Genomic DNA, 13,529 nt, shown 5'->3' with positions numbered 1-13,529 from the left:
GTGGGAGAAGCGTGGATAAAAATATAGAGTTACAAGAAGTAAAAGAACTTCAAAATAGATTTCAAGCAAGTGCCACTGAGTTGAATCAACAGTTTGAATCATTATTAGGAAAGATAGCGGATTTTAGTGAGATTAATTCATTTCAAGGTGCTGCTGCTGATGGAATTAAAGGCCATTTATCTAGAGTTCATGGAAGTGTTATTTCAGGTTGTATGGTCGCAGCAGAAAGCTTAAGCATGCAATTTGAAAAAGCAATAGAAGATTTTAATAGTTCTGTTGATAGTGATGCAGATACGAAAATTTATGGGAGTTATTTAGATAATGTAAAGCAAAAAATTAATGGGTATAGTAACAGTTTTAATCAATCAAATGAATTAGCACAACAGACTATCAGTTCAATTAATGATATTGTTCCGATCCATTATCCCTCATCATCAGGAATTTCTGAAGGGGTTGAAAAAAGTCAAAAAGAAATCAGTGATACGTTAGAAAAACTAGAGGCTTACAATAGTCAACAAAATGATCTTCAAAATTTTGATGACATGTTACGCGGATTAGATGGTGCTATGAGACAAATACAAGAGACTAAAGGGAACTTTTCTAGTGATACAACCGAAAAACTTCTGTCTGAAGGAACCTTCGCATCTATAGTTGGAGTAGCTAAAATGATTGCGGGATATACGGGTAAAGCGAAAAAAGGAGTAGTCGGATTATTTTCTGGTTATTTACGTCTGGTTTACATGAAAAAAAATTTGGGATTTGGTGTTGATTTTGATGTTAATGCTCGAAAAGGAAAAGGGGCATATGTATTTAATACTTTAAACGATGCCGATATTGTAGCGGCTTCCAAACTTTTAGCTACAGATGCAAATGAAGATGCTATTTTTAAATTTATTTTTAAAGATAAATTTAAAGTCAAGTACAACAACGAAACAAGAAATGTAATAAAACAAGCAAAAAAAGATATTTATAAATTGCCTGAATTTAAAGCGGGTGAAGATTTTATGATGACTCGGAAGGAAGAAGGTTTTTTAAAAGCATTTAAAAATAGATGGACAGATTCATTTGGGACCGAATTTCAAAAGAGCATTGACGAATTCAATTTTAAGAAATGGCCAGAAACATTTAAAAAACTCAAAGGTACTGGGACGCTCTTCAAAAGTGTGGCAATTATTGGAACAGGGCTGACAGTTGTAGATAATGCTATAAAGTCACTAGATGATGGATTTCAGCTACAGGATGTAAGAGATGTTGCATTAGATACAGGTGTGGACTTAGCATATGCAGCGGGAGCAGCAGCAACTGGAGCAGCGATTGGGACTGCTGTGGGACCACTTGGAACCTTGGCAGGAGGAGCTATAGGTGCAGTGGTGGGGATTGGAGCCTCATTACTGGTGAATGAGAAACTTAGTATATTAGGAGGTGAAAGTGTAGTTAGCGGAACAAAGAAATTAGTAAAATGGGCAGTAAATATGAACGATAATTTAAAGTCTGGAAATTATAAAGAGTTTACGAAAGAAAATGCAAAGGTCCTTAAAAAATTGAAATCAATATTTTGGTAATTTATATAAAATTAGAAGGTAGGATAAATGAATGCTAAAGATAAAGGAAGAAGATTTGGGCCTTTTTGAAATTGAAAATAGAAACAGATTAAGTCCGGATTATATAAGAATCTTTTATGTAGGAGTTTTTGCATATACTTCTATACCCATGCTCATCATGTTTTTAGGTGTTTTGCTGAACGGTGATAAGATTTCTTTAACACCATTTGAAACATTTTTGGTACGATCTGAGGTAAAGTTATACATTTTGGAGTTGATTTTTTTAATAATTTTCATGTCTTCAAAGGTTGCTTTTAAATTACAGAAACTCCAAGCCATCGTGACTTTATTTTATTCTTTTCAATTAGCAACATTACCATTTATTGTTATGATGGTTGAAGGAATGTTTGATTTTCCAAGTAATAATAAAACGTTAGTTTATATTGGTTTAATAATGTTAGGGGCGCTTTGTACTCACATTGTAACTACAATTGATGTTTTTAAAAAGGCAAAACATGGAGGATATAAATCGGAAGGACCAGCCGTCTCATTTTTTACTAACGCAAAATTATATTTATCGATTGGAATGACAATTGGTGTAATGGTTCTACTTATATTAATTTTTTTAAATCTTAATTATACATTTAGCCAAATGGCAATTTATGTTGCACAAACAATAATATTATATACATTTGCTGTAGTATCAGCAGAATTCGTCCTGTTAGTGTATTGTCGCTTCAAATTCCCATCATTTAATATTACGTGGGAACAACATGAAAAGGAACGCCAAGAATTTATAGCAAATAGAAAAAGAATCAGAGAAAAAGAACAAAAGAAAAATAAAAATTGAAATGAGATTTGTAAATGATAGTCATAAACTGTTTTTTTATGTGCGTGGAAGAATCTATTTGTGAAGAAATAAATAAATCACTGTATAAGGGGTAGAGATTATGAAAGTTCAGTATAAAGCATTATCGCTTTTAAATTTAATAAGCATCACTCAAATAGTAAAAAAAGATGATTGGTTGTTGCCAGCTATCGCACTTAGAAATCAAGTAGTTCATAACGATATATACCCAATAGGACCTGTTCTTTTTACATATTCACCATTAGAGAATGAACCAGAATATGGTGAATATATGTACTGTGTCCCAGTAAATGTAAGGGTAAATATGGAAGAGGATTCACCGTATGAGTATATTGATGCAATTCTTATTGAAGAAGCACTTTGTGTTAGATTCTCAGATGAAGATGGTGATATTGAAGACGCTTATCGTGTTTTAAATGAATTTGCTGAACAGAATCATATGAAATTAGATAGTAGCTTTTATCACGTATGTTTAGATGTATATGGTGATATGTGGTTGGATATTTATGCTCCTATTATTGAAGTAGGTGAATTAGTGCGATGATAGTTGAGGAACAAAGCATTGCTTATACAAATGTTGTATCGAGAGAATATTTTTTTCACTATACTGATATGGAAAAAGTAATAGAAGATTTATTGACAGAAATTGCGCAAGCGAATTTAACGGTCAAAGGCCCAATGTTTTATGCGCTGAAAAATGTACCATCAGATGGAGATATGTTTATTGAATTATTTATGCCAGTATATGAGAGTAGTATTCCTAAATCAGACACAATGAAGTTTCGAAGTTATTACTATGTTGATAACATGCTAATGAAAAGATATGCAGGAGATTTTGAAACATTAACAGAGTATGCATATGCTGAGATTCTTCAGTATATGGAAGATAATGAACTTGATATGATCTCGCCTATTTACCATATTTTTAGTGGTGATGAAGAGTTACAGTATGTTGAAATAAAAATTGCAGTAGATACACAATAATAATTTAGTACACTTTTAGTAATAAAGATATGAAAAGTAAAACCCTAATTTTAGTTTTGTTTTATAGAAGAATATAAAGGTATTCTTGAATTAAGAGTTCTAATTGTTGTTTTTAGTAGTAAGGGTCCTACATATGTGGTTATTTTCAAAAGAAAAAACTTTGTACTTTCAGTAAGAGTGTGGGGATAAAACTGGGGGATTAATTGAACAGAAAAATATTGGATAAAGTATTGGTGGATGATTGCATAATAGCTGTTGAAATGCTTGATATATTGTTTATATACCTGAATTTGCAGAAGAACTTGCAACGATTTTATATATTAGTAATAAAGAATTATCCCGAACGGTTGCTATGTTTGTTGGTACATTTGAAATTTTTGTACAAGTTTCAAACACAACAAAAGTTATTATCCAATGTATTCCGGTAGATGAGGAAATGGAAGAATAAGTATTTTTGGATATGAAAGTGATTGGTTTTAAATATAAGAAAAAATCCACTGACGAAGAGAAAGAAGAAATAGCAGAGTAGATGCTGGAATATAAAAAGATGTGTAAAAAAATAGCAGAGCACTATGAAATAGCTTAAAATAATCATTATTATAATGTAAGAATATCTGAGATTAATAGAACCTTCTCTTTTCATCAAAATGAGAAGGTTTTTATTTTTAATCTACATGATTTAAGGGAATGTAGTTAAGGGTGGGACAATTGGATGTGGAACATAAAAGAAGAAGATTTAGATGAATTTAAAATAACATGTAGAAATCGTTTAAGCCCTGAAGGAGCTATGTTGTTTATGTTTGGTGGAATGCTTTATAGTTCGTTATTGATGCTTTTTATTTTTGGAGCATTAATTAGATTTGGCTGGGATTACTATCCGACTCTTTTTGACACAGTAATAGTCAGAATGGAATTGTTGTTACATAGCCTACAAGTAATCTTTTTTATTATATATCTGATCCCTAAGGTACGTTTTAAATTTCAAAAGCTCCAGACATTGGTGATATTATTATATGCGTTTCAGTTAGGTACTATAAGTCTTACGGCATTTGTTCTTCCAGGGATGAGTAATTATTCTATTAATTTTACTACGCTTATTTATGTAGGTTTACTAGTATTAGGAGCAATACTTGTTCATGGTGTAACAACAGTTGATACTTTTAAACAAGCAAGTAAAGGTGCATTTAGTATGGGAGAAAGATCTACTTCATTTTTTAATAAGGCAAAGAAAAATGTAATGTTTGGTGTGGAAATTTATGTACTAATTCTTCTTGTTTTAATTTATGTACAAAATAATTACTCATTGAGCATAATGTTTGGTTACTTTATATTTACGTTCATTATGTACGCGATAGCCATAGGCGCAGCAGAGTTCCAATTATTAGCCTATTGCAGATTTAAATTTCCATCATTTTATATTTCGTGGGAGGAACATGAAAGAGAGCGTCAGAAAAGACTAAAGCTTTATGAAGAGAAGGAAAAAAGAAAACTAAAGAAATAAAATAAGTTTTGTGTCGAAATGAGGAAAGATGAATGCTTAAAATAAAGGAAGAAGATTTAGGTTTTTTCAAAATTGAAAATAAAAATCGATTAAGTCCGGATTATATAAGAATCTTTTATGGGGGAGTTTTTGCATATACTTCTATACCCATGCTTATTATGTTTTTAGCTTTTTTGTTGAACGGTGACAAGATTTCTCTAAATCCTTTTGAAAAGATAGTTGTACAAACTGAGGTTAAGTTGTATGTTTTGGAGTTCATTTTTTTAATATTATTCATGTCTAAAAAGATTGCTTTTAAATTACAGAAACTACAAACAATCGTAACTGTATTTTATGCTTTTCAGTTAGCGACATTACCTTTCATAGTTATGGTTGTTGAAGGAATATATGATTTTCCATGTGACAATAAAACATTGGTTTATATTGGTTTAATACTATTAGGGGCAATCTGTACGCACATTGTAGCTACAATTGATGTTTTTAAACAGGCAAAACATGGAGGATATAAATTGGAGGGACCGGCTGTCTCGTTTTTTACTGACATGAAATTATATTTATTAATTGGGATGATAAGTTGTGTAGTAGTTTTGCTTATATTAATTTTCTTAAACCTTAATTATGCATTTGATGAAATGGCAATTTATGTGACACAAACAATAATATTATATACATTTGCTGTAGTATCAGCAGAATTCGTCCTATTGGTGTATTGTCGCTTTAAATTTCCATCATTTAATATTACGTGGGAACAACATGAAAAGGAACGCCAAGAATTTATAGCAAATAGAAAAAGAATAAGAGAGAAAGAGCAAAAGCGAAATAAAAACTGAAATGAAAGTTATAAATGATACTCGAAAACTTACATTGAAGATAGAATGAATACATTATTCATAAATTAACTAGTAAAGGGAGGAATGTAATATCTTGAATAAAGATTATAAAGCTGTAAAAAAAGAAAAAGGTTTATTTGAAAGTGTAATAGCACCTATTATTGTCGGGATTATGTTTATTTTTTTAATTCTATATAAAATAGCAGAGTTTCTGGGGAAGTGGCTCATTATTTTGTCAATACCGGGCTATATTGTTACTATGTTTATTTTTTTATACCAGAAAGAATATGGAGGTGTATTGGTTTGTGGAATAGGCTTAATACTAATGCTATCGTTGTATTTTGTGTTTGTTAAAAAAAGTAAAAAAGGCTAGTTTAATATGAAATACTAAAAACATTTATTTACTTTCAGTTTGTCTACAAAAATAGAGTTATTACATGATTTTAGAAAAGATGGTGTAATTATATGTGGAATATAAAAGAAGAAGATTTAAATGAATTTAAAAGTACTTGCAAGAATCGCTTAAGTCCCGATGGGGCTACAGGATTTATGTTTGGAACGATGTTTTTTATTTCTTTAATAATGTTTTTTCTTATTGGAGGGTTAATAAAGTTTGGTTGGAGTTATTACCCGACTCTCTTTGATAAAATAATTGTTAGCCTTGAGTTAGTGCTTTATAGTCTTCAAGTAATTTTTTTAATTATTTATTTGTTTCCTAAGATGCCATTTAAATTTCAGAAACTACAAACACTCGTGGTACTATTATATGCGTTTCAGCTAGGCACTATAACATTTACAATGTTGATAATTCCAGGAGCGTCAAATTATTCAATTGATTAAGTTACATTAATGTATGTCGGGTTATTATTTTTAGGTGCAGTCATTTTACATATTTTAGCGACTATTGATACTTTTAGACAGGCAAGTAAAGGGGCATTTAATACGGGAGAAGAATCCTCTTCATTTTTTAGTAAAACAAAGAGGACTGCAATTAAGTGTGCTCTAATTTATGTGTTAACTCTGCTCATTTTAATTTATGTGCATAATGATTATACACAAAATATTTTAGGATTGTATGCGGGAGGAACTCTAATCATGTACGCGGTAGCCATAGGTGCAGCAGAGTTCCAATTATTAGCCTATTGTAGATTTAAATTTCCATCATTTTATATTTCGTGGGAGGAACATGAAAGGGAACGTCAGAAAAGACTAAAGCTTTATGAAGAGAAAGAAAAAAGAAAACTAAAGAAATAAAATAAGTTTTGGTTTCTGAAAATTCGAATAGAATATATAAACAATTAAGGATTGTATATAAATTAATGCTATTAAAAATTAAAGCATCTTCAATATAATCTGCATGAGTAAATAAATAGCAGTAAGTAAAGGTGAAATGTATTAATTTCCAAAAAGGAACATAATGAACTTAAAAATGCCTAGGGAAATCAACGGGGTGTCAGTATGAAGTTAAAGAAGAAATCTAAGATGATGATAGTTCTGTCAATAGTATCAAGTTTATTAAGTGGATGTGGTTTTGGGGAGACGAAGATAGAGTATGAGAGATTAGTAAAGGCATTGGATGAAGGGGATATGAAAACGGTTATGTCTGCGAGTGATGATGGATATGCATATGTGAAAGAAGAGACTAGCGAAAGTACTTATGAAGAAAAAGAAGATGGTGAACATAGCAGGATAATATATCAAACAACCCATGGAGTATATAATGTGAAAGAAGACGACTTATATGGGAAAACAACTCAAAAGGTTGTTACTGATATAAAAAATGATAAAAACGTTGGTAGTAATCAAAATTACAAAAAAGAAACGGTCTATAGTACAAATTTAAAAAATGAAAAATCCCGTTCAGTAGCCCAGGGTCAAGCTATGAATGTTTCATATGTAAAATTAATGTTTAGAGGATTAAATGAACTTAGTAAATTGAAACCGAGTGAAGATACAAAAAGATCTAGTGAACCGAGCATAATAAGCTATGATTTAACTGAATTACAGTTTAAAAGCATAATAAATGACAAGTTAAATTTAAAATATGATAAATTTGATTCTGCAATATTGATGATTGAGTTTAATACGTCTAATGATACAAAAGAAAATCAAATGAGAATAATACAAATAACAATATCGGTAAATTATGAAGAAAAAAAAGAAGATAAGCTTATAAAACGCAATCAAGAGATTTCAACATATTATCATACCAGAGAAGATAATAATCAAAGTGCCAAAAAAGAATATGTAAATTATGAAAAAGAGTATATAAATTAAAAATAATATATTTTGATTGAATTTTGAGAATGATAAATGTTGTGAGGATATGAGTAAAGGGGTAGTGAAAAATAGTTACTGTGATAACAGTTATGTTTTGCTGAGCGCGTGTAGTTTTAGGAAATCAAAATAAAGTATGAGAGCCTAATAAAAGCAATGGATGAAGGTGACAAGAAGACGGTTATACTTAAGTGAAAGAGAGAAGAGTATTTGGAACTTTTGAGGAGAAAGGATACTATTTGAACTATCAAAAAGCAATCTGATTATATGATTAGCGTAATTAATGTGGTAATGGTATACCTAAAAAATTATCTAAATTTAGTTGTACAAAGATCTATGTACTTAAAAATATTAAGAATGTAATAGAATTTTAGTGCATGAGAATTATTTAAACTGTATTGAGGGTGAAGAGTCAGGATGTGGAAAATAAAAGAAGAAGATTTAGATAAGTTTCGAATGACATGTCAAGGACGTTTAAGCCCTGAAGGTGCGACGGGATTTATGCTTGGAACAATATTTTATATTTCGATATTTATGTTTATTATTTTTGTAGGGGATTTGAATTACTACAACAATTTTTTTGATAGAACTATTGTTAAAACCGAAATTGTGTTATTTAGTATTCAAATTATATTTTTAATTATATATCTATTTCCGAAAGCATGTTTTACATTTCAAAAGTTCCAAACGCTAATCGTATTACTATATGCGTTTCAACTTGGAACGATATTATTTGTAGTTTCGATTGTTTCTGAAATGGCTGATAATTCAATTGGTAGGATGTATACCGGGCTACTAGTTGTAGGAGCAGTTATTATCCATATTGCAGCAACGCTAGATACATTTAAACAAGCAAGTGAAGGTGCATTTAGTAGTGATGAAAGATCCACCTCGTTTTTTAGTAAGACAAAAGGAGCTGTGATAAAGGGGGCTATAATATATATATTAATACTACTTCTTCTGATGTATTTTCAAAATGATTATTCAATTGATTTTTTTGTTATGTATGGAGTAGGAACTGTTTTAATGTATGCGGTTGCAATCGGAGCGGCAGAATTCCAATTATTGGCGTACTGTAGATTTAAATTCAAGTCATTTAATATGTCATGGGAAGAGAATGAGAGAATGCGTGGGAGAATTCGAAAGCGAAATACAAAATCCAAATCGAAAAGTAAATAAGAGGGAAATAGAATTGAAGTGAATGAAAATTATTTAAACTGTATAGAAGGTGAAGAGCCAGGATGTGGGATATAAAAGAAGAAGATTTATATAAGTTTAGGATGACATGTAATGATCGTTTAAGTCCTGAGGGTGCTATGGTTTTCTTTATTGGAGGGATAGTTTATACTTCAGTATTTATGTTTTTTATTTTTATGGGGGGATTGGATTATTATCATACTTATTTTGATAAAACAATTGTTAAAACTGAAATTGTTTTATATAGCTTACAATTCATCTTTTTAATTCTATATTCATTTCCAAAAGCACGTTATACATTTCAAAAGTTACAAACGCTCGTTGTATTATTATATGCATTTCAATTAGGTACAATAACATTTACAGCGTTAGTTCTTCCTGGAATATCTGATTATTCAATTGATCGAATGACTTTAATTTGTGTAGGGTTATTATTTATAGGAGCAGTTATCGTTCATATTGTGACAACAATTGATACATTTAAACAAGCGAGTGAAGGTGCGTTTAGTAAGGATGAAAGATCCATCTCATTTTTTAGTAAAAGAAAAGGAGATGTGATGAAGTGGGCTACAATATATGCGCTAATCCTGTTTATTTTGATATATTTTCATAATGGTTATGGAATTGATGTTTTAGTTCTTTATGCGGTAGGTATTGTTTTACTGTATACAGTAGCCATTGGAGCGGCAGAATTTCAACTATTGGTGTACTGTAGATTTAAATTCAAGTCATTTAATATGTCATGGGAAGAGAATGAGAGAATGCGTGGGAGAATTCGAAAGCGAAATACAAAATCCAAATCGAAAAGTAAATAATATATTAATATAATTTTAGTGTTCGAAAAATAATTGAAACGTATAGAAGGTGAAAAACTGAATGTGGAACATAAAAGAAGAAGATTTAGATCAATTTAGGATTACATGTAGAAATCGTTTAAGTCCTGAAGGTGCGACGGGATTTATGATGGGAACAATCATTTTTGTTTCATTATTGATGTTTTTTATTTTCGTAGCACTAGTTACAGATGGTTGGGATTACTATTCAACTTTTTTCGACAAAATAATTGTTAGTATTGAATTAGTTTTATATAGTTTACAAATAATTTTTTTAATACTATATCTATTTCCGAAAGCTCGTTATAAATTTCAAAAGTTACAAACGCTCGTTGTAATATTATATGCATTTCAATTAGGTACAATAACATTTACAGCGTTAGTTCTTCCTGGAATGACTGACTATTCAATTGATCGAATGACTTTAATTTGTGTAGGGTTATTATTTATAGGAGCAGTTATCGTTCATATTGTGACAACAATTGATACGTTTAAGCAAGCAAGTGAAGGTGCATTTAGTATGGATGAGAGGTCTCAATCATTTTTTAGTGAAACAAAAGAAAGAATGATAAAAGGTAGCATGGTATATAACTTAGTCCTTCTAATAATCATTTATTTCCATAATGATTATGACTTTGATACGTTAATTTTGTATGTAGTAGGGACAATTGTAATGCATGCAGTAGCCATCGGAGCAGCTGAATTCCAGCTCTTAGTGTACTGTAGATTCAAATTCAAGTCATTTCATATGACGTGGGAAGAGAATGAGAGAATTCGAAAGCGAAATAAGAAATTCAAAACGAAAAACAAATAATATATTAATAGAATTTTAGTGCTCGAAAAATAATTGAAACGTATAGAAGGTGAAAAACTGAATGTGGAACATAAAAGAAGAAGATTTAGATCAATTTAGGATTACATGTAGAAATCGTTTAAGTCCTGAAGGTGCGACGGGATTTATGCTCGGAACGATATTTTATACTTCATTATTTATGGTTATTATTTTTATAGGAGGAATAGATTATTATACTACCTTGTTTGATAAGGTAATTGTTAGGATTGAATTAGTGTTATATGGTTTGCAAGTAATGTTTTTAATTCTATATTTATTCCCTAAAGCTCGTTATAAATTTCGAAAATTACAAACGCTTGTTATATTATTATATGCATTTCAACTTGGAACTATCGGATGCACGTTATTTGTTCTTTCTGGAATGATTGAGAATTCAATTGATCTCAATACACGTGTTTATGTAGGTCTATTAGTATTAGGTGGAATTATTGTTCATATTGTGACAACAGTTGATACATTTAAACAAGCAAGCGAAGGTGCATTTAGTAGTGGGGACAAATCAGATTCGTTTTTTAGTAAAACAAAGGGACATGTTATACAAGGTGCTGTAATTTATGTGTTAATTCTTCTTGTTTTAATTTATATAAATAATAATTACTCATTAAACACAATGTTTGGTTATGTTATGTGTAATGTTGTTATGTATGCAGTAGCCATTGGAGCGGCAGAATTCCAGCTCTTAGTGTATTGCAGATTTAAATTCAAGTCATTTAATATGAAGTGGGAAGAGAATGAGAGAAAGTGTGGAAGAATTCGAAAACAAAATAAGAAATCCAAGACGAAAAATAAATAATATATTAATAGAATTTTAGTGTTCGAAAAATAATTGAAACGTATAGAAGGTGAAGAGCCAAGATGTGGAATATAGAAGAGGAAGATTTAGATAAGTTTAGGATGACATGTAATGATCGTTTAAGTCCTGAGGGTGCTACAGGATTTATGTTTGGAGGAATACTTTATAGTTCAATAGCCGTTTTTTCTATTATTGTATCAGGTGATTGGGATTACTGTATGGTTCTCCTTAATATAGGAATTGTTAAGCTGGAAGTGTTGTTATATGCTCTGCAAGTAATTTTTTTCATTCTATATTTATTTCCAAAAGCTCAATTTAAATTTCAAAAGCTACAAACAATTGTTGTATTATTAAATGCATTTCAAATGGCAATAATATTACTCGTAGTTTTGATTGGTACTAAAATGGCTAATAATTCAATTGATCAGATTACATTACTGTATGCAGGATTATTATTTTTAGGAGCAGTAATTTTTCATATTTTGACAACAATTGATACGTTTAAACAGGCAAGTGAAGGTGCATTTAGTATGGATGAAAGATCCGCTTCCTTTTTTAGTAAAGCAAAAGGAAAGATGATGAAGTGGGCTACATTATACGCAGTAACTATTCTTATTTTGCTATATTTTCATAACGATTATGGATTTGATACTTTAGGTATGTATGTAGTAGGGACCTTTTTAATGTATACGATAGCCATAGGTGCAGCTGAATTTCAGTTATTAGCGTATTGCAGATTTAAATTTCCGTCATTTAATAAAACGTGGGAGCAACATAAAAGAGAAACTCCAAGATATCAAAAGAAAAATAAAAAAAGTAAATCGAAACGTAAGGCATAAAGGGAAATGGCAGAATAAATTTAAATGTCCGCCATTTAATATAACGTGGGAAGAGAATGAGAGAATGCGTGGGAGATTTTGAAGGCAAAATACAAAATCCCAATCGAAAAGTAAATAAGAGTGAAATAGAATTGAAGTGAATGAAAATTATTTAAACTGTATAGAGGGTGAAGAGTCAGGATGTGGAATATAAAAGAAAAAGATTTAGATAAGTTTCGGATGATATGTAATGATCGTTTAAGTCCAGAAGGTGCTACAGGATTTATGTTTGGAGGAATACTATTTAGTTCAATAACTATTTTTTCTATTGTTTTATCAGCTGGGTGGGATTACTGTATGCTTCTCTTTAATATAGGAATTGTTAAGTTAGAAGTGTTATTGTACAGCCTACAAATAATTCTTTTCATTATTTATTCATTTCCGATAGCTCAATTTAAATTACAAAAACTACAAACCCTTGTCGTATTATTATATGCATTCCAAATAGCAACAATAGCTCCTACTGCGTTGACTGTTACTAAAATGGCTAATAATTCAATTGACTGGATTACAATACTGTATGCGGGTTTATTGCTTTTAGGAGCAGTGATTTTTCATATCGTGACAACAATTGATACGTTTAAACAAGCGAGTGAAGGTGCGTTTAGTATGGATGAGAGGTCTGCTTCTTTCTTTAGTAAAACAAAAGGAAAGATGATGAAGTGGGCTACACTATACGCAGTAACTATTCTTATTTTGATATATTTTCATAACGATTATGGATTTGATGATTTATTTATGTATGTAGTAGGGACCTTTTTAATGTATACGATAGCAATCGGAGCAGCTGAATTTCAGCTATTAGCATATTGCAGGTTTAAATTTCCGTCATTTAATATTTCATGGGAGCAACATAAAAGAGAGACTCCAAGATATCGAAAGAAAAATAAAAAAGGTAAATCGAAACGTAAGGCATAAAGAAAGTGTGTATTGTAAGTTTTGATGGTGAAAAAGTGATAATTTATAGGAGAGTA

General features: G+C 30.5%; 14 protein-coding genes and 2 pseudogenes. All 16 read left to right on the top strand.

Annotated elements, in window-relative coordinates:
- Positions 1-11 precede the first annotated feature (11 nt).
- Positions 12-1,562: a T7SS effector LXG polymorphic toxin gene (locus ACUN28_RS19130; protein ID WP_016088167.1), complete on the top strand. Its 1,551-nt coding sequence runs from the start codon at positions 12-14 to the stop codon at positions 1,560-1,562.
- A 31-nt stretch (positions 1,563-1,593) separates the two neighbouring features.
- Positions 1,594-2,391, top strand: a complete 798-nt coding sequence (locus ACUN28_RS19125) for a hypothetical protein (protein ID WP_016088166.1) — start codon at positions 1,594-1,596, stop codon at positions 2,389-2,391.
- Between the two features lie 100 nt (positions 2,392-2,491).
- The gene (locus ACUN28_RS19120) at positions 2,492-2,953 is read left to right on the top strand and encodes a DUF5085 family protein (protein ID WP_016088165.1); all 462 of its coding nucleotides are present in this window, start codon (positions 2,492-2,494) and stop codon (positions 2,951-2,953) included.
- Positions 2,950-3,393 carry a DUF5085 family protein gene (locus ACUN28_RS19115; protein ID WP_016088164.1) on the top strand — a complete coding sequence of 148 codons (444 nt, stop codon included), beginning with the start codon at positions 2,950-2,952 and terminating at the stop codon, positions 3,391-3,393. The genes ACUN28_RS19120 and ACUN28_RS19115 overlap by 4 nt, the downstream gene beginning before the upstream one ends.
- A gap of 712 nt (positions 3,394-4,105) precedes the next feature.
- Positions 4,106-4,894 (top strand): hypothetical protein, encoded by a 789-nt coding sequence (locus ACUN28_RS19110; protein WP_016088163.1) that lies wholly within the window; start codon positions 4,106-4,108, stop codon positions 4,892-4,894.
- 32 nt (positions 4,895-4,926) lie between these two features.
- Entirely contained in the window at positions 4,927-5,724 is a 798-nt protein-coding gene (locus tag ACUN28_RS19105) for a hypothetical protein (RefSeq protein ID WP_016088162.1), read from the top strand.
- A gap of 94 nt (positions 5,725-5,818) precedes the next feature.
- Positions 5,819-6,097 carry a hypothetical protein gene (locus ACUN28_RS19100; protein ID WP_016088161.1) on the top strand — a complete coding sequence of 93 codons (279 nt, stop codon included), beginning with the start codon at positions 5,819-5,821 and terminating at the stop codon, positions 6,095-6,097.
- A gap of 92 nt (positions 6,098-6,189) precedes the next feature.
- A pseudogene (locus ACUN28_RS19095) lies at positions 6,190-6,978 on the top strand (hypothetical protein).
- A gap of 228 nt (positions 6,979-7,206) precedes the next feature.
- On the top strand, positions 7,207-8,001 hold the full coding sequence (locus ACUN28_RS19090) for a DUF3952 domain-containing protein (RefSeq protein ID WP_016136648.1): 795 nt from the start codon (positions 7,207-7,209) through the stop codon (positions 7,999-8,001).
- A gap of 49 nt (positions 8,002-8,050) precedes the next feature.
- Positions 8,051-8,187 (top strand): annotated as a pseudogene (locus ACUN28_RS19085) (DUF3952 domain-containing protein); the annotation flags it as partial.
- Positions 8,188-8,418: 231 nt separating this feature from the next.
- On the top strand, positions 8,419-9,180 hold the full coding sequence (locus tag ACUN28_RS19080) for a hypothetical protein (RefSeq protein WP_016088157.1): 762 nt from the start codon (positions 8,419-8,421) through the stop codon (positions 9,178-9,180).
- 62 nt (positions 9,181-9,242) lie between these two features.
- Positions 9,243-10,013 carry a hypothetical protein gene (locus tag ACUN28_RS19075; protein WP_016088156.1) on the top strand — a complete coding sequence of 257 codons (771 nt, stop codon included), beginning with the start codon at positions 9,243-9,245 and terminating at the stop codon, positions 10,011-10,013.
- A gap of 61 nt (positions 10,014-10,074) precedes the next feature.
- Positions 10,075-10,845, top strand: coding sequence for a hypothetical protein (locus ACUN28_RS19070; RefSeq protein ID WP_016088155.1), 771 nt, complete (start codon positions 10,075-10,077; stop codon positions 10,843-10,845).
- A gap of 61 nt (positions 10,846-10,906) precedes the next feature.
- Positions 10,907-11,677 carry a hypothetical protein gene (locus tag ACUN28_RS19065; protein ID WP_016088154.1) on the top strand — a complete coding sequence of 257 codons (771 nt, stop codon included), beginning with the start codon at positions 10,907-10,909 and terminating at the stop codon, positions 11,675-11,677.
- A gap of 62 nt (positions 11,678-11,739) precedes the next feature.
- Positions 11,740-12,516, top strand: a complete 777-nt coding sequence (locus ACUN28_RS19060; protein ID WP_016088153.1) for a hypothetical protein — start codon at positions 11,740-11,742, stop codon at positions 12,514-12,516.
- Positions 12,517-12,696: 180 nt separating this feature from the next.
- Positions 12,697-13,473 (top strand): hypothetical protein, encoded by a 777-nt coding sequence (locus tag ACUN28_RS19055; RefSeq protein WP_016088152.1) that lies wholly within the window; start codon positions 12,697-12,699, stop codon positions 13,471-13,473.
- The last annotated feature ends 56 nt before the right edge of the window (positions 13,474-13,529 follow it).

This window comes from Bacillus sp. WC2507, from assembly GCF_052656125.1.
Note: the sequence above shows the minus strand (reverse complement) of the source record. Positions and strands in the feature narration are given on the sequence as shown.

Excerpts from the sequence above, each read along its gene's own strand:
- ACUN28_RS19115 (WP_016088164.1), top strand. The coding sequence starts at position 2,950 with ATGATAGTTGAGGAACAAAGCATTGCTTATACAAATGTTGTATCGAGA.
- ACUN28_RS19120 (WP_016088165.1), top strand. The coding sequence starts at position 2,492 with ATGAAAGTTCAGTATAAAGCATTATCGCTTTTAAATTTAATAAGCATC.
- ACUN28_RS19060 (WP_016088153.1), top strand. The coding sequence starts at position 11,740 with ATGTGGAATATAGAAGAGGAAGATTTAGATAAGTTTAGGATGACATGT.
- ACUN28_RS19070 (WP_016088155.1), top strand. The coding sequence starts at position 10,075 with ATGTGGAACATAAAAGAAGAAGATTTAGATCAATTTAGGATTACATGT.
- ACUN28_RS19075 (WP_016088156.1), top strand. The coding sequence starts at position 9,243 with ATGTGGGATATAAAAGAAGAAGATTTATATAAGTTTAGGATGACATGT.
- ACUN28_RS19055 (WP_016088152.1), top strand. The coding sequence starts at position 12,697 with ATGTGGAATATAAAAGAAAAAGATTTAGATAAGTTTCGGATGATATGT.
- ACUN28_RS19105 (WP_016088162.1), top strand. The coding sequence starts at position 4,927 with ATGCTTAAAATAAAGGAAGAAGATTTAGGTTTTTTCAAAATTGAAAAT.
- ACUN28_RS19090 (WP_016136648.1), top strand. The coding sequence starts at position 7,207 with ATGATGATAGTTCTGTCAATAGTATCAAGTTTATTAAGTGGATGTGGT.
- ACUN28_RS19110 (WP_016088163.1), top strand. The coding sequence starts at position 4,106 with ATGTGGAACATAAAAGAAGAAGATTTAGATGAATTTAAAATAACATGT.
- ACUN28_RS19065 (WP_016088154.1), top strand. The coding sequence starts at position 10,907 with ATGTGGAACATAAAAGAAGAAGATTTAGATCAATTTAGGATTACATGT.
- ACUN28_RS19125 (WP_016088166.1), top strand. The coding sequence starts at position 1,594 with ATGCTAAAGATAAAGGAAGAAGATTTGGGCCTTTTTGAAATTGAAAAT.
- ACUN28_RS19080 (WP_016088157.1), top strand. The coding sequence starts at position 8,419 with ATGTGGAAAATAAAAGAAGAAGATTTAGATAAGTTTCGAATGACATGT.